This is a genomic window from Campylobacter troglodytis (assembly GCF_006864425.1).
In the GTDB taxonomy this organism is placed as follows: domain Bacteria; phylum Campylobacterota; class Campylobacteria; order Campylobacterales; family Campylobacteraceae; genus Campylobacter_D; species Campylobacter_D troglodytis.
In genome coordinates, this window is sequence record NZ_QHLI01000023.1 from 1 (window position 1) to 22,734 (window position 22,734).

Below are 22,734 nucleotides of genomic sequence, written 5' to 3' on the forward strand. Positions count from 1 at the left end.
GCGTTATAATCGAAAAAATTAGCCAAAATGAATTTAGCATTGACATAATGCCTTTGAATTCTTATGAAAAATTTATAACTGATAATGCAGAATAAAATGCAAAGCGTTTGAAATACGCACAAAATCCACACACACATATTGATTTTGTCATTTATCATAAAATGGATAAAAAGCCACTTTTAGCCATAGAAATTGACGGCTTTGCCTTTCACAACGAAAGCACTACGCAAACAAAACGAGACGAGCTAAAAAACAAAATTTTAGCAAAATTCAACTTCCCGCTTTTAAGGCTTAATACCACGCAAAGTGGGGAAGAAAAACGCATAATACAAGCTCTAAGACAAATACTTTCATAATAAAGCATAATAAATGCTATAATTTCAAAGCTTTTTAAATTTAAAACAAAAAGGACAAACACAAATGCAAGAAGCAATCAACGCAAATTTAAGCAGACAAAAGAGGGTATCCTCGGTAATTGCTGCAAGTAGTGGGAATTTAGTAGAGTGGTTTGACTTTTATATTTACGGCTTTGCGGCTGTGTATTTTGCCTCAAATTTCTCAAACGCCACCTCGACACTCATCCAGCAAATCGAGGTCTTTGCCGTCTTTGCGGCAGGCTTTTTGATGCTACCCATTGGCAGCATTATCTTTGGACGCATAGCCGATATGAAAAGCCGCAAGCAGGCTATGGTAAGCTCTATTGTCTTTATGGCACTTGGCTCTTTCATCATAGCCTTTTTGCCAGATAAGCACTCCATAGGCGATACAGCCATAGTGCTTTTATTACTTGCTAGAATCTTACAAGGCATAGCCGTTGGAGGCGAATTTGGCATAGTAGCAACCTATCTTAGCGAGATAGCCCCACAAGGAAAAAGAGGCTTTGTATCAAGCTTTCAATACGCTACCATCATAGGAGGACAACTTCTTGCCGTGGCTAGCATAAGCCTTTTGTTTTTATTCATCGATGAAACGCAGATGCAAGAGTATGGCTGGAGGATTTTATTTTTCACAGGTGGGGTTTTGGCACTTTTAAGCTTGCTTGTGCGAGTGTTTATGAGCGATGATTCAAGCGAGGTTTTGAAAAACTACGCAGACAGGGGCAGCTTTAAAGCCTTGTTTAAGTCCTACAAAGCCCTTTTAATCGTCACCGGTGTAACGGCGGGTTGTACCATAGGCTTTTACACCTTCACTGTGTATCCAAAGGTCTTTATGATAAATAACGGGGTTGATACAGTGGTAGCAAACAACATAATGCTAGGGTCCTTATTTATACTCTGCCTTGCCATACCCTTCATAGGTGCTTTAAGCGACAAGATAGGCTTTAAAATCTCCCTTTTCATCTATCTTGGCTTTTGTGTGCTTTGTGCTTATCCGCTTTTTAGGGTGCTTGCAAATGCTGAGAGTGTGTGGGCTTTGTTTGGCATTTGTGCCTTGATGTGCTTTATGCTTGGCTTTTACACGGCTGTGGCTGCCATCTCTAAGACCTCGCTCTTTCCGCCTCAAATTCGTGCCCTTGGCGCTGGGCTTGGGTGTATGATAAGCGTTGGGCTTTTTGGAGGAAGTGTGAATTATGTAGCCTTGCAGTTTAAGGCTTGGGGTGTTGAGTGGGGATTTTTTGTGTATTTTGCTGTGGTGGCTGTCATTTCTTTAATTTGCACTGCTTTGATACCAAAGCAAAGGGAGCTTGACTAGGGCTTAGTGAGTTTAACTCAGTAAAGACTAAGTGTTTAGGCTTGGTTTATGAATTTTTAAATTAATTTTTAACAGTTTAAAATGTCTCGAGCCTTAATTTTTAACCGTGCTTGAATTTAAAGAACTCATAATGCTTTTGGCTCAATTAAACCTAAACCAAATTGAAAGGTTCTTAAGTTATGCTTGTGCCTATGAAAAAACAAATACATAATTCATTCCCAAATTTTGCAGATATAATTTAGGGAAATTTTGAAGTATTTCGCCCTTGATTTAGAGGCGAAAAAACGCTCTACTTTGTCAAATGCCTCATCAAAGTTTGTGTAAAATTTTCAAAGAAATTCGCATTTTAACCCTTAAAGAGTGTGAGAAACTTTCTAAAATGAGTGGCGAGATTGAAGTTGATGAGAGTTATTTTTTACAATGCTAGGCTCGTAACTGCGAGCAGAATAGGCAAAAAAGGGTGCGTGGAAGGCGTGGGAGCTGGTCGCAAAAGTTTTTACTTCGTTAAGCCTCTTGTAACTGAGTAGTAGAAGTTTGCGAAATTTAGACTTGCTAAATTTAAGGGCTAAAAAAGAAAATTTTATCCTTCATTTAAAAGAAACAGAATTTATCTATAATACGAAAATTCAAGGTCAAGATTTGTATAAAATCTTATTAAAAATGATAAGAGAAAATCTGCTTAAGTTGTCTTGAGCCTACTTTTTTTTGAAAATACTAAGCCCCCTAACTTGAATTTAAAAAGCCTGAATTTAAGCCTTCAAAGCCTTTTTCCCTTGCATACTTTAAGCAAAGAACTTGACAGTTTATTTTCAAAACTTGCTTACTAAAACTAAATTTGCAAAGCTACATTTAGCTTATAAAAACTCAATGCTTAAAGCATCTAAGTTTTGCGAACAAAGGAATTTGTTGTTATTTTGATTTAAGTTAGCTTACATAAAAGGCTTTAATTTTAGAACTAGCCTTTAAAAATCCCTTAAATTCAAGCTAAAAACCTTAATTTATAAGCCCAATAAAGCAAGATCTATGCTTTTAACTTTATTATGCTAGAATTTGCCTAAAATTTAAGGAATTAAGATATGGATCTAGCTTTTAATCAAGTTCTCATAGCCTTTTTACTTGCTAGCTTTGCAGGACTTAGCACTAGCTTTGGTGCTATAATCGCATTTTTTTCTAAGAGTGATAATTTCAAAATCCTTTCCATAGGGCTTGGCTTTTCGGCTGGGGTGATGATTTATATCTCTTTTATGGAGATTTTGCCTGATGCCTTTGAGAATTTTTCAAAAATGTATGATAATTTTTGGGGAGAGTTGTTGGGTATATTTTGCTTTTTTGTTGGCATTGTTCTTTGTGCCTTGGTTGATAAGTTTGTGCCAGAAGACTTAGACAAGCAAAGGCAGACTGAATATGAGGAGCTTAAAAACCTAGATGAAGAGCCTAATCTTCAAAATCAAAGTATGCTAAAAAGAGCAGGAATTTTAACCGCTGTTGTCATAGCCATTCATAATTTCCCAGAGGGCTTTGCCACCTTTGTTTCAGCCCTTGATAATCTTTCCTTTGGAGTAGCCATAGCCATAGCCATAGCAATTCACAATATCCCAGAGGGTATGGCTGTGTCCTTGCCCATTTATCACGCAACAGGCAACAAAAAAAAGGCCTTTGTATACTCTGCACTTTCAGGGCTTACCGAGCCTTTGGGTGCCTTGCTAGGAGCTCTTTTTCTTTTGCCCTTTATAAATGAGTTTGTGTTAGCAACTGTTTTTGCTGTCATAGCTGGAATAATGGTGTATATATCCTTTGATGAGCTTTTACCTGCTGCTAGGGTTTATGGAGAGGCGCATCATTGCTTGTATGGCTTACTTTCTGGTATGGGCGTGATGGCTTTAAGCCTTGCTATGCTTCATCATTTTTAGAGCTTATCCTTGCAAGAGAGTTTTTTGAATTCTTTGATATAAAAAGCATTGAGTTTTTTAAATTCATCAAAGCGAAGTATAAACATTACTTTGCCGATCTTACTCTTAAAAATTTGCAAGAGTTTTCAAAAGGATCTTTTTTGCAAACAAGCATTAAATTTTGCATATTTTAGACTGGGCTATCTCAAAGCCTAGCTTTTAAAAAACGCAATCTCTTCGCTAAAACAAAATTTCTTCTGTAAAAACCTAGTTTCTCCTGCAAAACGAAATTCTTCGCTAAAACACAGCTTCTTTAAACAAGCTTATTTAGAGCTTATTTTGCCTTGAATTTTAACTTGACTTATTGTTTTAAAACAGATACACTCAAAATTAAGTTTCTAAAAGGAGTACAAAATGTTTAAATGCCTTTTCATTTTAAACCTTAATCTTCGCATAGAAGCCTTTAACAAAGTTTCTTACAAGTGCTACTAAGTCCTCTTAGCCCTTAAAAAGCGGTTTTAGATCTATCTTATATACTTTTGTCTTTGTCTAGGTTTATGTCAGAAAAATTCAGCAAAGTGCAATTAAAAGCATAAATTCAAAGCTATTTAAATTCAAGCTAAATGACAGCCTTGCAAAAATTCTTTATAAGACAAATGCTTATTGCTAAGCTTAGATCTTACTTAAAACCTGCTTTGAATTTTATCAATACAAATTCAAGGTCTAACTTCCTTTTAAGCCTTTAATTCTTTTTCAAAAGAGCTTTAGCCCTTATGTTTGCTTAAAAATTGGCTTAAAAGTAAGATTTTAAACAAGTTTAAATAAAAATAAGGATTAAAAATGACACTTTATCAAAACACAAATTTTTGGCATCTTTGTAAGAAATACATCTTTCCAAACGCCATTTCAGCGGCGTTTTTCTCAGCTTATATGGTGATAGACGGCATCATAGTTGGGAGATTTCTAGGTAGCGAGGCTCTGGCAGCAATGGGGCTTGTGATGCCATTTGTGATGATGAGCTTTGCCCTAGCGGATATGATAGCCATAGGCTCATCCGTGCAAATCTCACTGCGTTTGGGCGAGGGCAGGTTAAAAGAGGCAAGAGAGCTTTTTTCAGCTTGCGTTTGTTTAATAGTGGGGGTTTCGTGCGTTTTAGGGCTTTTGGCTTATTTTGGAGTGGAGCTTTTCTTGGGTTTTATGGAGGCTCCGACTGCTGTGGAAACCTTGTGCGTGGAGTATTCAAGGGTTTTGGCTTTGTTTATGCCAATCATAACGCTATCTTACGCCCTTGATAATTACTTGCGTATTTGTGAAAAGGGCGTTTATAATATGTTTGTAGGCATTATTACCGTTGTAAGCAATGTTTGCCTAATGTATCTTTTTGTCGCACTGCTTGAATTTAATCTTTTCGGGGCAGCACTCGCTCTTTGCTTGGGGCTTAGCACAGGCACGATTTTAAGCCTTTTGCCCTTTTTTAGAGAAAATTTGGTGCTGAAATTTTGCCCGCCAAAGCTCACGCTGTCAAGGCTAGGAAACATTTTATATAATGGTAGCTCTGAATTTTTAAGCTCTATCTCAGGCTCGCTTTTTTTAATTTTTGCAAACTCCGTGCTTTTAAAGCTTAGTGGTTCGCTCGGTGTGGCGGCTTTTTCTGCGATTTTATACATTGATGGCTTTATCATTTCGGCTATAATGTCCTTTAATTCGTCCTTGCAGCCCATTTTGAGCTATTTTTTCGCTCAAAAAAATCGCACCAAAATCAAGCTAATTTTGCGTTATTTACTTTACATAAACGCCGTTTTCTCACTGTTTGTTTTTGTGATTTTGGCACTTTTTAGAGAGCAAATTTCAGGCTTTTTTGGCAAGGACATTGAATTCATTGCCTTTGTGAGCTTTGCATTATTACTTTATAATTTTAATTATCTAGTAGCTTGGTTTAATGTGCTTGTAAGTGCCATTTTAACGGCATTTAACAAGCCCACAAGCTCTATGATTTTAAGCCTAGCAAATAGCCTTATCATTCCGCTTTTCTTTTTGTTTTTAATGAGTTCGTATCTTGGCACAAAGGGCGTATTTTTAGCCCCCTTTTGTGCCGAGCTTGTAATTTTATTTTTAAGTGCGTCTTTGCTTAAAAAGAGCTTGAATTTTTAGGCATTTTTTGGACTTTGAAAGGCTGAATTTATGGCTTTTTGAGCTATGAGATATTTTTGAATTTATCTAAGGTGGGATTTTGTGTTATCTTTTTAAAAAAGTTAAAATTTGTGAAGTTTAAAGAGGAAATTAACAGTTTTTAATATGAAAATTCACAAAAGGCACTCAAAGCTAAAATTCAAGCCTTTGTTTGATTTTAGCTTAAAAAATTCAAGGCAGATAAGAAATACAAGCTACTACAAAGAGCATACAAGCTTTTAGCAAAGCAAACTCAAGCAAAATTCGTCCTCTGTTTTTAGTAAGCTAGACACCAACGAATTCAATCAAAGTTAGAATTCACAAAGGCATTACAAACTCACACCATATCAAATTCACAAGCAAGGTTAAATTCAAACAAAGCTCAAAGCTTTGCTAAATATAGCTCATCCGCACAAAGCTAACTAAATGAAACTAACAAGACTTTAAAGCCTTGCATAGTGTCTTTGTGTAAATTGCGAAGCGAAAAAAGCCTACAAAAACTAAAATTCACAAAGGCACTAAAAATTTAATAAAACAAACACTACAAGGACACAATTTTGCTAAAAATTCCTAGCCTAATCCTTATCCAGCATATCCTCCATTAGCTTAAAGAATTTAACGCTTTGCTCTTCCATAGCCTTAAAGCTCTCGCATACTTCTTCAAGATCCTTCTTGCTTCTTATCCTTTCTATGCCCTGAGCTGCTAGCTCATGCACTGTGCCATGCACAGCTTTAAGCTCAGCATACAAAGGATCCTTCTCATACCTAGCCTTGCCCTCATCTTCCATCCAAGAGGAGAAGTTACAGTCTGTTGTAAGCTGGGTGCTTTTTTTCTTGCTTTGTGCTAGATTATAAGCATCATCTTTAAAGATGATATGATCAACCATAAACAAGTTTCCATTGATCTGCCTTGCTACTCTAGATAGGATCTTAGCCCTTTCATTAGACCTTATAGACAACTCTTTTAGCATCTCATTTAGCTGGTTTATGTGGGTATTTGCCTCGCTCATTGAGGAGCTCATATTTTCTGAGTTTTGCAAGATCGAGCCACTATTTTCTTGCAAGACAGAGATATTTGTTCTTATGTCATTTGTAGCCTTTTGAGTTCTTTCAGCTAGCTTTCTAACCTCATCAGCTACCACAGCAAAGCCGCGTCCGTGCTCACCAGCCCTTGCTGCTTCTATGGCTGCATTTAGTGCCAAAAGATTTGTTTGCTCGCTTATGTCTTTGATAAGATCAATTATGGAGTTTATATCCCCACTTTGCCTTGCTAGGTTATCACAAGCTGAGCGGTTTGATTCTATAAGCACATTTAGCTCCTCAAAGGAGTGCAAGACAGACTGGGTTTGATCGGCTTGTTTTGATATATTTTGTGCTACTGTTTTTCCCTTATCTGCTATGTCGTTAAGTACTTCGGTTGATTTATTAAAGCTTCCTTGTAGATGAACTAGCTGCTTTTTGTTATCATCTATCTCATCCAAGGTTGTCGTGAGGTGCTCTTTTATACGCATTTCTTTGGCTTCATAGATCTGATCCACTGCTTCGTTTACTTTATTAGCAACAAAGATCACATTTGGGTAAAAGCCCTCTGTTAGTATCCTTCTTCTAACCAAACTATCAGAAGCAGCAGCTGTGAAAACCACCCTACACTCAATGGCAAAGCTTTGATAATGATCAACTAGCTTGTTAATGCCACGTGCTATATGATCTATGTTTGCTTGCCCTAAATTTGTGGCCCTTAAATTAAAGATGCCCTTATTTACTTGGCGAATTAGATCTAAGACCTCATCTACTCTTTTGTTAAGCCTTGCGAATTTAGTATAAAAGATGAAGGCTAAAATCGCACTTAAAACAAAAAGCACAGCAAAGATAATGGTAAGCATAAAAACTCCTTTTGATCCTTAGGATCTTAGTTTGAATTTAAGCAAGGGCTTAGCTTTTTTTAAAAGCATTTATGGCTATTTGTCTTAGCTTGTGCTAAGTGCCTTAGATCTTGTCTTATAAACTTGCACTAAAGAACTCAGCTTTAAAAGCTCTTTTAGCTTTTGCCTTCAAATGTGCTGAGCTACCATATGATTTTATAGGTTTGCAAAAGGTAGCACAAGCTTCATATGACAAAGATTGCTAAGATAAAACTTAAAGCAAAGCCTTAAAATTAAAGGCTTAAAAAACTTGTTGTTTTAAAAGCTGGGCTTTTAACTTAGCTCTAAACTGTCAAAAGCCAAATAAGCTTAAAAAAGCTAAATTCAACTTGACTAACTTTACTCCCTTAAAGCTTAAATTCAAAATTTTAATTTTAGCTTAAAATGTTTAACAGTTCTTAAATTTAAAAACCCTTTAAAAACCATCACAAAAAGCACTTTGGCTAATTTAGCCTGTCTTGGCTGATCTAACCACATCTCTGATCCCACAAATGCACTCTACCTCTGGTACTTGTAAGCAAAAGGCTGCATCTGTCATAGAGGCGTTTTGATAATCAGCCATATAGGCTTTAATAAATTTAAAGCCAGCCTCTACTCCTCCATTTGCCTCTGCCTTTAAAAGCTCTGGGTAAAACTGCTTTGCAAAATAAACTCCATCTTCGCTTGGTCTTCTTCTAACTGAGGTATAAGCTAAAAGCTTTCCCTCACCTGAGTAGCTTGGCACCACATTTGCAAAGACCCAGTAAAAAGACCCATCCTTTGCCATATTTTTAACAAAGGCATTTACTTCATTTCCTTCTCTTAGTCTATCCCAAAGGTATTTAAAGATGGTCTTTGGCATATCAGGATGACGAACTATTGAATGAGGCTTACCAAGAAGCTCTGCTTCTGAATAGCCTGAGATGGCTATAAATTCATCATTACAATAGCTAATGATGCCTCTTGTATCTGTCTTAGAGACTAAAAAATCTCCAACCTTTCTTTCTATATTAGTAGGTATTGGCATAGGGCCTCCTTTCAAATTATTTTATACCTATATTATATACTATATCGGTTTTTTTTTTTTTTTCTTTTAGCTTAGTTTTGAGCTATCTTAGTCTTTGTGCTTAGATCTTACACAGTAGCAACTTTTTAAGTTTATTTTAATATTTTAGCTTGAAGCTTGAATTTTCTTGCCTTTAAAGGGGGCATCATTTAATCTTGGTTTGTTTTAAATTCAAGCTCATTTACAAAAATTTTGAGTAAATTTTTTCTTGCTTTTTAAAAAAGCCCTTTGAATTTAAGTTTATTTTAAGCGAAATTTTAAAGCATTGTTGAATTTTTTAACTTTAAAAATTAAAAATGTGTTAAAATATTTCTTTTTGATGAAATGATAAAACTTAGTCCTTGAATTTTAAAGGTGTTTGTGAAAGCATGCTTTAAATTTAAAAGGCTTTGGAAGGGCTTGAATTTAAAAATTCTTAAAAGACAAAACCTTGAATTTAGGCTGGATTTGTTAAAGATTTAAATTTAAAGATCTAGCAAAGCCTTGAATTTCAAAACAAGGGCTTTTAAGTGGCTTGAATTTAAAAACTTTAAATTCAAGGCAACTTATTAAATAGTGTAATTGAAGATTATTAAGGATGATTTAAGGATGATTTATGGCTGAGCTTATTGACTATGACTTGGAGGGGATTTATTATTTTATCCTTTTTGCAGTTGCCCTTGGTGCTGGCTTTATCGACTCAATAGTAGGAGGAGGAGGCTTAATTACTCTGCCAGCACTCATGGCAGCAGGGATTCCTTCTCATCTAAGTTTAGCCACAAACAAGCTACAAAGTACCTTTGGCTCGCTAACTGCTACTCTTAGCTATTTTAAGGCAAGGACTATGAAGCATTTGGCTTGGGGGGTCATTTTTACGGCATTTGGAGCAGGAGCAGGATCAATCACAGTGCTTTTTATAAACGATGAGCATTTAAAGCTAATCATCTTAATCTTCTTGGTTTTTACCTTTTTGTATATGGCCTTAAAGCCAAATTTAGGCAAGGAAAAAACAAAGCCAAGAATCAAAAATATCAAAATCTTTCACATCTTCATAGGCTTTAGCATAGGCTTTTATGATGGCTTTTTAGGACCTGGAACTGGAAGCTTTTTGATCTTTGCTTGCGTGATGCTACTTGGCTACAATCTCAAAGAAGCAAGCATAAACACAAAGATCCTAAATTTTACTAGCAATGCAGTAGCCTTGGCTGTTTTTTTGTACTTTTATAAGGTGCTTTGGCTTGTGGGCATCTTAATGGGGATAGGGCAAATGATAGGTGCCTTTTTGGGCTCAAAGCTTGTTTTAAAAACTGAGGGCAAATTTATAAAAGCCTTGTTTTTGGCTGTGGTCTTTGCTACCATTTGCAAGGTGGGCTGGGATTATTTTAGGCAGTTTTATTAATTTAAGAAAAATGTAATGCCCTATTTTTAAAAAACTATTTTTCATAAGCTTTTTTAAAGTATTGATTTCTTAGTCAAACTTGTCATTTTAGCAAAAAATATCCTTTGTCAAAGAGGCTACATTTTACAAAAAATAGTTTTTTAAAAACTACTCTTTGATAGCTTCAAAGCCTCAGTATGACATAGAACAAGGATTTTTGATAAAATTTTAGCTTGAATTTAAGCTTAAATGAGCTTGAATTTATGGCTTTAAAATGAAGCTATCTTTGAATTTAAAAAGCTTGATCTTAAGAATTTAAAAGCTTTATGCAAAGGCAAAGAATGTAAAAGGGCGAATTTTTTGAAAGATATGAAGTTTAGAGAATAAACATTTTGCCTTTTTCAAAAATAGCACAATGTAAAAGATATGATAAAATAGCGCTAAAAAAAGATTAATCATAAGAAAGTAGATTTAAGGATAAGTGATGAGTTTAAAACCGACAGCCTTTATCTTTGCAGACATTAACGGAGTAGGCAAAAGCACGCTTTATTATGATGAGCTTTTAAGAAATAAATACTTTGGCACACGCATAAATACTGATGAATTTGTCAGTAGTTTTGGAAGCTGGAAAGATCCAAAGGATCAATTTAAAGCAGCTAAAATAGCCTTAAAAGTGCGTCAAAACTGTATCAAAATGAAAACAAATTTTAACCAAGAAACAACACTTTGCGGTAAAAGCATACTTAGCCTTTTCAAAGAACTAAAAAGCAAGGGCTATAAAATTGAGCTTTATTATGTGGGTGTAAATACCCCACAAATCGCCAAAGAAAGAGTGAAAGCAAGAGTAGCAAAAGGCGGACACGGTGTTGATGAGTGCATCATTGATAAACGTTTTGATGAGTCTTTGCACAATCTTTTAAAGGTGTTTGAATTTTGCGACAAAATCATATTATTTGACAATACACAAGAATGTAAAAAGATTTTCAAATACGATAAAACAAGGCATTTCTTAGAAAATTTTATAAACCCAAATGTCAAGTGGATTAATGAGAAAATTCTTTTAGTGTGTGAAAACTATGCTTTTATCAATGATTTAAACAAAAAAATTTCTTACTATCAAGACAAAGAAAGCCTTTTGCTCTTAGCATCAAAGCAAAGACTTCAAAATGAAATTCTTAAAGATTATGAAAATTTGATAAAACAAGGCTTGAAAATCGATAAAAAAAGCCTTAAAATCATCGAGGCTATTAAAAAAGCACAGTCTAAAACTAGATAATTCTACAAGGCGATTGATACTTTTAGCTAAAATGAGCTAGGATTTTTCCTAATCAATGTTAACAAAATTTTATACAAATTTTCATTCTTAACTTTGACATTGTATCTAAATTCACTCTCTTTCAAATGAAGGTAGAAAAATTCCCTTGCCGTGAAACTAACTTAATCTAGCCTTTGTAAGGTCCTCAGAAATTCACAATTTTGTTGATATGATTTCGTCCGTTTGCAAACTCGAATTTAACGTGTTTGACCCTGTAACTTTGCTCCTTCTACTACACAGTTGCAAGACGAAACGAAGTAAAAAATCCACCAAGGCACCGTAGGCTTTAAGCTTATCGCTGTAAATTTCACTTTCTTCAAGCTCTGAAACGTCCTTTATTATAGGCAGTAGCTCTTTGGCAGAGCAAGTGCTTGAGCGTATAAACTCGTGCGATTGCGTTTTAACAAGCCTTTTGCTTGCAGTTACAAGACGAGTAGCACGAAGTAAAAACACAGGTGTCTTTTTTCCAGCCCCACGCCCCCTTTTTCCACGCACTCTGCGAACCCCTTCTGCTAGCAGTTGCAAGACGAGTAGCACGAAGTAAAAACACAGGCGTTTTTAGCTCCACGCCCACGCTTTCCACGCACACCACCGAAGTAGCTCTCATCGACTTCAACCACTCATTTTCTAAAGAAACTTCGTTTTGCTAATTTTTTCGCATTCTTTAAGGGTTAAAAGCTTGCTGCACAATTGCATTCACGCAAGGGCGAGAAACCTTGCACAAAACAGCGATTTTGCTTACGCAAATATCAGCACAAAAGCATTCTACAATTGATTAAATTTTCGCTTTTAAATATAGGGCAAAAATATATACTAAGATCGATTTTACCAAGCTTTGGGCTGTAATTATATTAGCTAAAAGTATCAATCGCCTTCTACAATTCTATACCTACCAAAAAATGTGAATGAAAGGGCTACATTCTATGAGAGTTTGCAAGGATAAAAATGATTTTGTCATATTTAAAGATATAAAAAGATTGAATTTAAGTTAAGCTTAAGATCTTTAAAAACTTGACACAAGATACTCTAATAGGATTTTCCCTTATCAACTTTAATAAAATTTGATAAAGATTTTCTCCTAAATGTTTCGTATTATATATGAATTCTATTTCTTTTAAATGAATAACAAAATTTTCTTTTTTTATCCCACGAAATTTGGCAAGTTTCAATTTCGCAAACTTTTGCTTGCAGTTACAAGAGTGCGAAGTAAAAAATACTTCAAAATTCCTTAAATTTCTTTTGAGACAATGAGGGAATGTATCATATATTTGTTTTTCATAGGCATTAACTTAAAAACCTTTCAGTTTGGTTTAAGTTTAATTGAGCCTTTTCATTCAACTCTTTATACCTTAAAATAATCTTGTATCACATTAAGATATCTTGAGCCTAAAAAATATAAAAAGATTGAATTTAAGTTAAGCTTAAGATCTTTAAAAAGCCTTTTAAATTCAAGCAAAAATTTTTATCAAGATAGTATTGTAGCGAGGGTATAGTTTAAAATGAAACTAGGCTTGAATTTATATTCAAGCCTTTGAGTGTGTTTTACTCCTTTAAGCTTGATTAAAGAAGTATTTATTTAAGTTAGTTTTAAAGAGTGGTAGCGTGAGCGGATAGATAATCAGCCACTCCCTTAGGATTAGCCTTCATACCTGCATCGCCCTTGTTCCAACCAGCAGGGCAAACCTCGCCGTGCTCGTTGGTAAAGAGCATAGTATCTACCATTCTAAGCATTTCATCGATGTTTCTGCCAAGGGGCATATCATTAATCACAGCGTGGCGCACAGTGCCGTCTTTGTCTATTAAAAAGGATCCACGAAGGGAAACAGCCTCATCAAAAAGCACATCAAAGGCACGAGCCCACTCTTTTTTCAAATCAGCCACCAAAGGAAACTGCACATTGCCTATGCCGCCATTATTAATGGGGGTATTTTTCCAAGCAAAATGCGAAAACTCATTATCGCAGCTAACGCCTATGACCTCTATGCCTCTATCTTTAAAATCCTTATATCTTTTGTCAAAGGCAATGATCTCGCTTGGGCAAACAAAGGTAAAATCCTTTGGGTAGAAGAACACAACCAAGCCCTTTTTGCCTATGTTTTTATAGAGGCTAAAATCCTCAACTATCTTGTTATCTCCTAAAACGGCTGTAGCTTTTAGCTCTGCAACCTTTTTGGTAACTAGCATTTTTTCTCCTTAGGTAAAAATTATTGCAAGTGAAATTATATCACTTAGACAGTAAATAAACGATAAGTGAGATATAAAAAATTTAGCTTATTTTGAAAAAAATATTTTAAAATAAAAAAGAACTTCTTGTTTTAAGGTGTTTCATAGCACAAAGGACTTTTTTAATTTTCATTTTATCAAATTCAAGCTTTTTTGCAAAAAGAAGGGCTTAAATTTAAAGTAAAATTAATATGTTTTTCTTTTGTAATTTTAAGTAACTAAGCTTACAAGCAGATCTCAATAAAATAGCTAAGTAAGGGCTAAATTTAAGATAAAAGCCCCTAAAAAGCCTTAAAATAACAACAGTTACTTTAAAATTAAACCCGTAAAAACAAAGCTATTCATTAAAACTTAAAAGAAACTAAAAATTCACATAAAAAGGGCTTATGCAAGAGGCATTTTATATCAAAATTTTATAAAATTGATAAAAACTATCCTCTCGTAGCTAGTTATTTTTCTGCTTTATTTTGAAAATTTATATTAAATTTATGTGGAATTTTTGGCTTGAATTTAAGCTTTTTATATCACGCTAGATCAGCCTTTAAGTTGGCTTTTAAGCAAGGATAATTTAAGAAGTTTTTAAAATGTAGGTTTGAAAGGCTTGATTTAAAAGGCTAAAGCATTCACAAAGAAATTAGCTGAAAGAGCTTTGTCTAAATTTAAGACAGTAAAGTTTTTGGCAGTTAAAAGGTGAAATATTAAATTTAGCTTAAATTGATCATTTAAAAAGGTGTTGATACTTGCTCTTTTAAGCAAAAGTGCTAAAAAGAGATCTTTTAGCCTTAGCTCAATATGACAAAAGAAGGTTGTCATATTGAGCGTTGAGAAAAATCTCAAGTCCCCAAAAGAGATATTTCGTTTTCTACGAAAACTCAATATGACAATACTACTTGTCATACTAAGCGTAGCGAAGAGTGTGTAGATGATAGAAACTATTTTAAAAATAGCGATATTGATTTTACAGCTAGAACGAAAACTTTTTAAGCTCTTTAACTAGCGACATTTCATAAAAAACCACTTAGGCTATAACAAGTCCCCGCTTAAGCCTTGCTTAAATACTATCTTTACCGAAAGTAGCGGGGCTTTCGGTGCAAAAGGTTAAAAAATGGATACAAAAGAAGTTTCAAGGCTTATCAAGCAAGCAGGTTTTAAAAATAAAAGCGAATTTGCAAAGATAATGAGCTTAAATGAGGTTACTGTGAATTTTTGGGGTAATAAAACTCCAGCGTGGCTTAAACAAGTTTTAGAATGGCATTTTAAAGCGCAAAAATTTGACGAGATGAAAGAATTTTTTGAAAAAAAATTTTAGCGTTTTAACTTTTTTTCAAGCTCGTTTAATTTTTGCTTGATTTTGTAAAGTTTTTTAAAATTTAAAACATAAGCAAAAACAACGCAAAGTAAAGCTATCAACAGACTAGTTTATATCATCTTAGAAAAGGAAGCAAAGGCACATTAGCGAGTAAAGCATAGTGCAAATGGGTTTGCAAAGGGATGAAATTACATAAATAGATAATTTCTAATCTTATGTAAAATTTAGCTTAGCTAAATTTAGGGTCCTTAAAAGAGCAAATTTTGTCCTTCATTTAAAAGAAATTAAGACAAAAACTTTAGGACAAATTTTCATCAAAATTTATTAAAATTGATAAGAGAAAATCCTATTAAGTTTAATTAAGCCATTTCTTTGGTAAGCGAAGTTTTTTATAAAATAGAGATCTTCGCCTTTTTTCAAAGGGTTAAAAATGAAGCAATTGTGTAATAAATCAACACTGTTTTTTAAAGAGCCTTTTTGACAAGGATCTTAAATTTAAGCTTCTCTAAACTCAGTTTTAATCTATTTTCAAAACCGACAAAAACGCCTCTTGAGGCAAATGCACCTTGCCTATGGCTTTCATTCTCTTTTTGCCCTCTTTTTGCTTTTCAAGCAGTTTGCGTTTGCGTGTGATGTCGCCTCCGTAGCACTTTGCGGTTACATTTTTGCCCATTGATTTAACTGTTTCTCTTGCTATGATTTTACTGCCTATGCTTGCTTGTATGGCTACTTCAAAAAGCTGCCTTGGCACAATCTCTTTCATAGCCTTAACTAGCTCTCGCCCCTTGCTCTCAGCCTTTTCCCTTGGCACTATGATGGAGAGGGCATCTACATTTTCGCCAGCTACCTTGATATCAAGCTTAATCAAATCCCCCTCTTTAAAATCACTTGGCTCATAATCAAAGCTCGCATAGCCCCTTGTAAGACTTTTTAGCCTATCATAAAAGTCCATCACTATCTCATTTAAGGGCAGCTCATATTCAAGCAAAACCCTCTCAGGCGTGATGTAGCTCATCTTTTTTTGCACCCCTCTTTTGCGATTTAAAAGGCTTAGCACATTTCCTAAAAACTCGCTTGGAGCGATGATGGTAGCCTTGACAAAGGGCTCTTTAATCTTTTGAATTTTATTCACAGGGGGCAGCTCGTTTGGATTTTGAATTTCAAGCATACTGTCATCTGTAAGATACACCTCGTAAGTAACCGTAGGTGCTGTGGCTATTAAATCTAGCTTAAATTCACGCTCGAGCCTTTCTTTTATAACCTCCATATGCAAAAGTCCCAAAAAGCCAACCCTAAAGCCAAAGCCAAGTGCTAGGGAGGTTTCAGGCTCGTAGGTGATGGAGCTATCGTTTAATTTTAGCTTATCCAAAGCGTCCCTTAAATCCTCAAATTTATCCGTTTCTATGGGGTAAAGCCCAGCAAAGACAAAAGCCTTTGCCTTTTCAAAGCCCTCAATGGCTTCTTTTGCTGGGCTTTTAGTCTGAGTGATGGTGTTTCCCACTTGCACCTCGCCCAAGGTTTTAAGCCCAAGCACCACAACGCCTATCTCGCCAGTGCTTAAAATCCTTGTCTTGCTAGGATTTATGGGATGAGGATAAAACAAATCAAGCACCAAATGCCTCTTGCCACTACTCATCACAAGCAACTCGTCATTTTTGGCAATTTGCCCCTCAAAAACACGCACAAGTGCTAACGCACCAAGATAATTATCAAACCAGCTATCATAAATGAGTGCCTTTGTGGCTGCGTTCTCATCGCCCTTTGGTGCAGGAATTTGCGTGATGATAGTTTCAATCAGCTCTTTTATGCCCTGCCTCGTTTTTGCACTCACGCAGATGGCATTTTCGCAGTCAATGCCTATGATTTGTTCTATCTCGTGCTTTACTTTTGGGATGTCAGCTTGTGGCAAATCGATTTTGTTGATGACGGGTATGATTTCAAGATTATTTTCAAGGGCTATATAGACATTTGCTATGGTTTGAGCTTGCACGCCTTGACTTGCATCTACAACGAGCAAAGCCCCCTCGCAGCTTGCTAAGCTCCTACTTACCTCATAGCTAAAATCTACGTGTCCTGGGGTATCGATGAGATTTAGGATGAATTTTTCGCCTCTTAATTCATACTCCAAACGCACGCTTTGAGCCTTTATGGTGATGCCCCTTTCTTTTTCAATGTCCATAGTATCAAGCATTTGAGCTGACATTTGCCTTACACTAACTGCCTTACACTCGCTGATGATACAGTCAGCCAAGGTGCTTTTGCCGTGGTCTATGTGTGCTATGATGGAGAAATTTCTTAAATTTTTCATTCTTTGCCCTGAATTTAAAAGGCTTATTGTAGCAAAAAAAGGCTTTTAAATAAATTTAATTTATAAATGCTATAATTTTTTTAGGCTCTTTTTTTAAAAAGCATTGATCCTTTTGCAAATCAAAGAAAGCTAGTAATTTTAGCAAGAAAATAGCACAAGCTAAATTTATAAAAGCTCACTCAAAAAAGTGAGTTTTTAAGCTTGTTGCCAAAAAAGGATTAAATTCACAAAGCAATGCTTTTTAAAACAGTCTTTATTTAAAATTTAAGGTTAAAAATGGGATTTAAATGGCTTTTTTTAGGGCTTTTGCCCCTCTTTGTCTTTGGCTCAAATTTGGATGAACTTATAAATTTAAGCTTAAATAATGAAGCCTATCTTAGCAAAGAACTAGCTCTTTTAAGGGCTCAAAGTGAGAGAAAGAGTGCTTTTAGAGCTTATTTGCCAGAGCTTAGCTTAAAGGGAGGCTATATGGGAAATAGCCTTGATACCTTTCTTAGCGATCCCAAGGATAGCCTATTTGCTAGGCTTAGCTTGAATTTTTTGCTTTATGATGGAGGAAAGAGGGAGGCAAATCTTAAAGCCTTAGAATTTGCAGAAAAACTGGCACATCTAGCAAAGGAACAAAGCAAAAACTATCTTGCTCTAAGTGCTGCTACCTTGTATTTTAATCATCAAAGTATGCAAGGACTTATCAAAACAAGTGAGCAAAAAGAACTGTTCTTAAAAAACACCCTCAACCGTTTAGAAAGCTTTAATAAAGCAGGTCTATCCTCCAAGGATGCCCTAGAAACTGTGAGGGCTAAATTTCATCTAAGTAGCCTTGAACTTCACAAAAACCGTTTAAAATTGATAGAAATAGAAAAAAATTTGCAAGAATTAAGCCAAAAAAATTTCATCCCACAAGCAGGTGCAAGGCTTAAAGATCTAGGCTTTGAAAGTGCTAATAATCTTGATCTTTTAATAGCACAAGAACAAGCAAATTTAGCCAAAGCCAGGCTAAATGCTGCAAGGGCTGAGTATTTGCCAAGATTTTTCATACAAAATAATCTTAGCTGGTATAAGAATAATTTTGAGATCTCAGTTCCACCTCTTTTTGAAACTGTTAGTGCGGATTTTATTGATAAATATTTCAAAAAAAACTCACGTAATAATCAATTCATACTAGGCTTTGAATGGAAGATTTTTGACTTTTTTTCAACAAATGCAAAAATAGAAGCTCAAAGGCTAGATCTTCAAATTCAAAGACTAAATCTTAATTATGTAGAAAGAAAAACCAGGCTTGATCTTGATTTTTTACGTAAAGAACTTGAAATTTTAAAAGAACAAATAGGGGCTTTGAGCCTTGCAAATGAGGCTGCTAGCCTTGCCTTTGAGAGTGTGGATAGAAAATACTCTGCTGGGCTTAACTCTTATAATGATTATTTACAAGCCTTGGAGAGTAAATTTAAAGCACAAAGCGATTTAGAACTAGCTAAAAATGAGTTTGAAATAGCAAAGGCTCGTTATTATTTTCTAAGTGGGCTTGATATAAAAGAAAGGATCATAAAATGAAACAACTTTTTTTGCTAGTGCTTTTTTTACAAGCACTTTTAGCGGAGGAGATTTACGCAAGTTTTGATGTATTTGCGATTAATCAAAGCAAACTCGCCTTTGAGGTTGGTGGCATAGTAAAAGAAATCACAGCAACTGTGTCAAAGCAAGTAAAAAAGGGAGATATTTTAATCAAGCTTAATGCTAGCGGCGAGGAAATAGGACTTAAAAATGCCAAAAATGAAGAGGAGTTAGCACAAATTGCCTACAACAACGCCAAAAGCAAGATGGATAAATTTAAACAGGTGCAAAATGTCATTGACAAGCAAAGCTTTGAGGACATTGAGACAAATTACAAGCAAGCTGAGCTCAATCTTGCAAAGGCTAAGATTAATGTCGAGCGCTACGAGGACGCCCTTGAAAAGAAAATCCTGCGTGCGCCTTATGATGGCATCATCTCTGCAAAGTATATTGATCTAGCACAAGGAGTAGCCCCTGTGCAACAAGTGGTGATGGAGATCTTTTCCTACCCTGAGGTAAAGCTTCTTATAAGCTTTGATGAGAAATTCAAGGACAAAGTCAAAGTGGGGCAAATTTATCGCTACAAGATCAACGGCGAGCAAAAAGAAGCCAAAATCGCGTTAGTGTATCCTAGTATAGACATAAAAACGAGAAAGATTTTTGCTGAAATTTATACTACGAATTTGACACCGGGGCTTTTTGGGGAGGGAGTTATAATTGCTGATTAAGTTGAATTTGGATATTTTTAAAATTTGATTAAACGGTTCTACAAGGCATTTTTAGCTAAAATGCCTTGTAAGCCAAAAACGGAGTTTGTATGAATTTAAGTGGTGTTTCTTTGTTTGCAAGTGCTGGTTTGGCAGAGTGCTATTTAAGGGAAGTTGGGGTAAATATACTTGTGGCAAATGAGCTTTTGCAAGAAAGAGCAAGGCTGTATCAAAGTCAGCACCCCCAAGCAAAGATGATTTGTGGGGATATTTTAAACGAAAAAATCTTTACTCAAATACTCCAAGAAACGCCCGCAAATTTGGACTTTTTATTAGCATCGCCACCTTGTCAGGGTATGAGCGTGGCTGGTAAAAACCGTAATCAAAAACAAATGCAAGCTGATAAGAGAAATATGCTGATTTTTAGGGTTTTAGAATTCATTGCCATTAAAAAACCAAAATACATTTTAATCGAAAATGTGCCAAATTTTTTAAGACTTAAATTTGAATTTAAAGGCAAAAATTTAAATATAGCCGAGATTTTACAAAGCGAGTTTAAAGACTATGTTGTCGAGGCTAGGATTTTAAATGCGGCTGATTTTGGCGTAGCTCAAATTAGAAAAAGGGCTATTGTGAAAATGTATCAAAGAGGGCTAAAATGGCAAAATCCCACAAAAGAGCGACAAAAAAGCGTTTTGGAAGCTATAGGGGATTTGCCAAGCCTTGAGGCTGGAGAAAAATCAAGCCTTAAATGGCATTTTGCAAGAAAGCACAGCCAAAATCACATAGAATGCTTAAAGCACACCAAAACAGGCGAAAGTGCCTTAAATAATCCCATTTTTTATCCCACAAACAAGGGCAAAAAGGTAAAAGCCTACAACACTAGCTACAAACGCATAAAATGGGACGAGCCAGCCCCTACCATTACCATAAGAAATGACGCCATAAGCTCACAGCACAATGTGCATCCGGGCAGACTTCAAAAAGACGGCACTTACAGCGATGCAAGGGTTTTAACTCCGCTTGAGTTAATGCTTTTAAGTTCCTTGCCAAGAGAATGGGATATACCAGATAACACGCCCGAGCTTTTAATCCGCCGTTGTTTAGGCGAGTGCATACCGCCACTTTTGGTTAAAAAAATCGTTTCAGGCATAGGCATTTAATGTATAAAATTGAAAGAAATAAGTGGATTTTATATCGCCACACAAGTAGTTTTGAGTATCTTTTAAGCGTGGCTGAGTGCTTGAAAAGTTTTTCAAAAACAAATATAAGCAAAGACGAAAAGGCAAAATTAAATTTACACCTTAAAGAATTAGGGCTTTATAATGAAAGAAATCCAAACTTCGTTTTAGATGCGATAAATCACAAAATCAATCAACTTTGTTATTATATGTTTGGCTACAAGGCTAAATTTGAGGGTTCGCATCGCTTTATGTTTTCTCCACTTGGTAATTTGCTTTTGAAATTCAAAGATGACAAAGACAAAAGGGCAAAGATTTTTCTCACTATGCTTTGGGGCATTCAATTTGCCCATCCACACGGAGGCACACACAAGGAATTTGAGCTTTATCCTTTTAGGTTGATTTTCAAACTTTTAAGCGACAAGCGACTTGAATTTAAACTTTTTGCCTTTGAGGTGGCTTATTTGCTTGTTTTCATAAGGGACATTGATGAAAATGTATATGAAAATTTGGTGCAAAACATTTTAAATTTACGCACAAAAAGCGACATAGAATTAGCCAAACTTTTTACCCAAGATAGACATACTTATGTGAATTCAGCTTATGAGTGGGATTATTATGTAAGTAAATTTTTGCAAAGTGCTGGGGTTTTAGAGTGTAAAAGCGGCAAAATCATTTGCAAATTACAACACGGAAACACAAACACCTTTAGAAAAATCACAAGAAATTTTGTCTTAATGCCTGAGTGCTTAAAAGACTTTGCAAACTTACTTGAAAGGGATAATTCATTCTTGCAAAAGCCTTTGAAACTTGATGATAAAGAAAGATTAAAAATAGACATTGTCAAAGAAATTTACAGCTTTTATCCAAGCATTTTGCTTGAAATTTTAGAACAAAGCGATGAGGCACAGCAGTATTTAAAACTGCCGAAACTCATCGAGGAATATGCTAATAATCCACAAAACCAAACGGCTGATTTGTTTGAAACTGTGCTAACGCAGGGCTTTAATATGTTTTACAATGTCGAGGCAAAAAAATTAAGCGGTGCAGGGCGAACGGACATTGAGTGTTTATATCTTACAAAAAAGAAAAAATTTGCAGTGGAGGCAAAATCCACAACAAACAAACTTTTAGGCATAAACACAGCAAGGCTTAAAGAACATAGAGACGAGATAGGCGGTGCTTACACCATAATCATAACGCCTCGATATGTCCCAGCTGCAAAAAGAGACATAATAGCCTCGCAAAATGTTTTACTTTTGGCAACTACCTTTGCCGAATACCTTTATAATTGTATGAGTAATGATATAAGGCAGATTGATTACAAAGAATTTGATGAGATTATCACGCAGAATTTAGGCAAGGACATAAGTGGCGACATTTCAAATTTAAGCCTTGCAAAATTTGGACTTACACAATGATAAACATTACAAACGAGGACAATATGGCTTTAATGTCAAGGTATGAGGACAAGCATTTTGATTTAGCCATAGTGGATCCGCCTTATGGAATTTTAAATAAAACGCCACGAGGTGGGGATTATAAATTCAATAAAAATGAATACAGCAAATGGGACATAAAGCCCAAAAGTGAGTATTTTGACGAGCTATTTAGGGTAAGTAAAAATCAAATTATATGGGGTGGGAATTATTTTGGCGAGCTTTGGCAAAGAAGCCCCTACAATAAAGGCTTTGTAATTTGGGATAAAAATCAGCCAGAAAGTTTAAATAACTTTTCAATGGCGGAGCTTGCTTGGACTTCTTTTGACAAGCCTTCAAAAATCTTTTATTTTTCAGTGCGTAAAAATCGTGGCAAAATTCACCCCACACAAAAGCCTATCGAGCTTTACGAGTGGCTTTTAAGGATGTTTGCAAAATCTGGGGATAAAATTTTAGATACGCATTTAGGAAGTGGGACCCTGGCTGTGGCGTGTAAGAATTTGGGCTTTGATTTAACCGCTTGTGAGATTAGCAAAGAGTATTATGAAAAGGCGTTAAAATTGATTAAAGAAAGTGGGGCAAGTTTGTTTGACGATGATTAAAATTTGGTTTTAGCAAAAAATTCAT

At 35.3% G+C, this 22,734-nt stretch carries 18 protein-coding genes and 6 pseudogenes; 16 read left to right on the plus strand and 8 right to left on the minus strand.

All coding sequences use genetic code 11. The features are described 5' to 3' along the window. Nucleotides 1-107: 107 nt before the first annotated feature. The 7 genes and pseudogenes from DMC01_RS06185 (at nt 108) to DMC01_RS06205 (ending at nt 5,732) form a co-directional block, all read left to right on the plus strand. On the plus strand, nt 108-356 hold the full coding sequence (locus DMC01_RS06185; protein ID WP_142693402.1) for a DUF2726 domain-containing protein: 249 nt from the start codon (nt 108-110) through the stop codon (nt 354-356). Between the two features lie 64 nt (nt 357-420). Then, nucleotides 421-1,692 carry an MFS transporter gene (locus DMC01_RS06190; protein WP_142693403.1) on the plus strand — a complete coding sequence of 424 codons (1,272 nt, stop codon included), beginning with the start codon at nt 421-423 and terminating at the stop codon, nt 1,690-1,692. A 179-nt stretch (nt 1,693-1,871) separates the two neighbouring features. Continuing rightward, nucleotides 1,872-2,104 (plus strand): annotated as a pseudogene (locus tag DMC01_RS16550) (IS1595 family transposase); the annotation flags it as partial. Then, on the plus strand, nt 2,094-2,219 hold the full coding sequence (locus DMC01_RS16555; protein ID WP_427846099.1) for a hypothetical protein: 126 nt from the start codon (nt 2,094-2,096) through the stop codon (nt 2,217-2,219). The pseudogene DMC01_RS16550 and the gene DMC01_RS16555, both read left to right, overlap by 11 nt. Before the next feature lie 6 nt (nt 2,220-2,225). After that, nucleotides 2,226-2,385, plus strand: a pseudogene (locus DMC01_RS16560) (IS1595 family transposase); the annotation flags it as partial. Nucleotides 2,386-2,768: 383 nt separating this feature from the next. Continuing rightward, nucleotides 2,769-3,602, plus strand: a complete 834-nt coding sequence (zupT, locus tag DMC01_RS06200; protein ID WP_142693404.1) for a zinc transporter ZupT — start codon at nt 2,769-2,771, stop codon at nt 3,600-3,602. Nucleotides 3,603-4,421: 819 nt separating this feature from the next. Next, nucleotides 4,422-5,732: an MATE family efflux transporter gene (locus tag DMC01_RS06205; RefSeq protein ID WP_142693405.1), complete on the plus strand. Its 1,311-nt coding sequence runs from the start codon at nt 4,422-4,424 to the stop codon at nt 5,730-5,732. Nucleotides 5,733-6,325: 593 nt separating this feature from the next. On the opposite strand, the gene DMC01_RS16565 is transcribed toward DMC01_RS06205, so the two are convergent. The 3 genes and pseudogenes from DMC01_RS16565 to DMC01_RS06215 all read right to left on the minus strand — a co-directional run bounded on the left by DMC01_RS16565 (nt 6,326) and on the right by DMC01_RS06215 (nt 8,678). After that, nucleotides 6,326-6,721, minus strand: coding sequence for a CZB domain-containing protein (locus tag DMC01_RS16565; protein ID WP_427846101.1), 396 nt, complete (start codon nt 6,719-6,721; stop codon nt 6,326-6,328). Beyond that, nucleotides 6,719-7,015: pseudogene (locus DMC01_RS16570) on the minus strand (methyl-accepting chemotaxis protein); the annotation flags it as partial. The pseudogene DMC01_RS16570 and the gene DMC01_RS16565, both read right to left, overlap by 3 nt. A gap of 1,105 nt (nt 7,016-8,120) precedes the next feature. Beyond that, the gene (locus DMC01_RS06215) at nt 8,121-8,678 is read right to left on the minus strand and encodes a PAS domain-containing protein (protein ID WP_142693407.1); all 558 of its coding nucleotides are present in this window, start codon (nt 8,676-8,678) and stop codon (nt 8,121-8,123) included. A 634-nt stretch (nt 8,679-9,312) separates the two neighbouring features. Here DMC01_RS06215 and DMC01_RS06220 point away from each other — a divergent pair. Both DMC01_RS06220 and DMC01_RS06225 read left to right on the plus strand, forming a co-directional pair. Then, entirely contained in the window at nt 9,313-10,095 is a 783-nt protein-coding gene (locus DMC01_RS06220) for a TSUP family transporter (protein ID WP_427846100.1), read from the plus strand. A gap of 463 nt (nt 10,096-10,558) precedes the next feature. After that, a complete protein-coding gene (locus DMC01_RS06225) occupies nt 10,559-11,350 on the plus strand; it encodes an ATPase (RefSeq protein WP_142693408.1) in 792 nt (263 codons plus the stop codon). A gap of 192 nt (nt 11,351-11,542) precedes the next feature. Here the strand turns inward: DMC01_RS06225 and DMC01_RS06230 are convergent, their stop codons facing one another. The 4 genes and pseudogenes from DMC01_RS06230 to DMC01_RS06240 form a co-directional block, all read right to left on the minus strand. Then, the gene (locus DMC01_RS06230; RefSeq protein ID WP_142693409.1) at nt 11,543-11,884 is read right to left on the minus strand and encodes a transposase; all 342 of its coding nucleotides are present in this window, start codon (nt 11,882-11,884) and stop codon (nt 11,543-11,545) included. A 38-nt stretch (nt 11,885-11,922) separates the two neighbouring features. Continuing rightward, nucleotides 11,923-12,006 (minus strand): annotated as a pseudogene (locus DMC01_RS16575) (IS1595 family transposase); the annotation flags it as partial. A gap of 366 nt (nt 12,007-12,372) precedes the next feature. Then, a pseudogene (locus tag DMC01_RS06235) lies at nt 12,373-12,567 on the minus strand (hypothetical protein); the annotation flags it as partial. 409 nt (nt 12,568-12,976) lie between these two features. Continuing rightward, nucleotides 12,977-13,573, minus strand: a complete 597-nt coding sequence (locus DMC01_RS06240) for a peroxiredoxin (protein ID WP_142693410.1) — start codon at nt 13,571-13,573, stop codon at nt 12,977-12,979. A gap of 1,144 nt (nt 13,574-14,717) precedes the next feature. On the opposite strand from DMC01_RS06240, the gene DMC01_RS06245 reads away from it, so the two are divergent. Beyond that, nucleotides 14,718-14,921, plus strand: coding sequence for a hypothetical protein (locus DMC01_RS06245; RefSeq protein ID WP_142693411.1), 204 nt, complete (start codon nt 14,718-14,720; stop codon nt 14,919-14,921). A 214-nt stretch (nt 14,922-15,135) separates the two neighbouring features. Continuing rightward, nucleotides 15,136-15,284: pseudogene (locus DMC01_RS16580) on the plus strand (IS1595 family transposase); the annotation flags it as partial. Between the two features lie 154 nt (nt 15,285-15,438). Here the strand turns inward: DMC01_RS16580 and lepA are convergent. After that, a complete protein-coding gene (gene lepA, locus DMC01_RS06250; protein WP_142693412.1) occupies nt 15,439-17,229 on the minus strand; it encodes a translation elongation factor 4 in 1,791 nt (596 codons plus the stop codon). 276 nt (nt 17,230-17,505) lie between these two features. Here lepA and DMC01_RS06255 point away from each other — a divergent pair, with 276 nt between their 5' ends. From DMC01_RS06255 to DMC01_RS06275, 5 genes are all read left to right on the plus strand, one after another. Continuing rightward, nucleotides 17,506-18,780 carry a TolC family protein gene (locus DMC01_RS06255; RefSeq protein WP_142693413.1) on the plus strand — a complete coding sequence of 425 codons (1,275 nt, stop codon included), beginning with the start codon at nt 17,506-17,508 and terminating at the stop codon, nt 18,778-18,780. Beyond that, nucleotides 18,777-19,508, plus strand: coding sequence for an efflux RND transporter periplasmic adaptor subunit (locus DMC01_RS06260; RefSeq protein ID WP_142693414.1), 732 nt, complete (start codon nt 18,777-18,779; stop codon nt 19,506-19,508). The genes DMC01_RS06255 and DMC01_RS06260 overlap by 4 nt, the downstream gene beginning before the upstream one ends. 89 nt (nt 19,509-19,597) lie before the next feature. Beyond that, entirely contained in the window at nt 19,598-20,650 is a 1,053-nt protein-coding gene (locus tag DMC01_RS06265; RefSeq protein ID WP_142693415.1) for a DNA cytosine methyltransferase, read from the plus strand. Continuing rightward, the gene (locus DMC01_RS06270) at nt 20,650-22,089 is read left to right on the plus strand and encodes a restriction endonuclease (protein WP_142693416.1); all 1,440 of its coding nucleotides are present in this window, start codon (nt 20,650-20,652) and stop codon (nt 22,087-22,089) included. The genes DMC01_RS06265 and DMC01_RS06270 overlap by 1 nt, the downstream gene beginning before the upstream one ends. Next, nucleotides 22,086-22,709, plus strand: coding sequence for a DNA methyltransferase (locus tag DMC01_RS06275; protein WP_142693417.1), 624 nt, complete (start codon nt 22,086-22,088; stop codon nt 22,707-22,709). Before DMC01_RS06270 ends, DMC01_RS06275 begins: the two co-directional genes overlap by 4 nt. Nucleotides 22,710-22,734 lie beyond the last annotated feature (25 nt).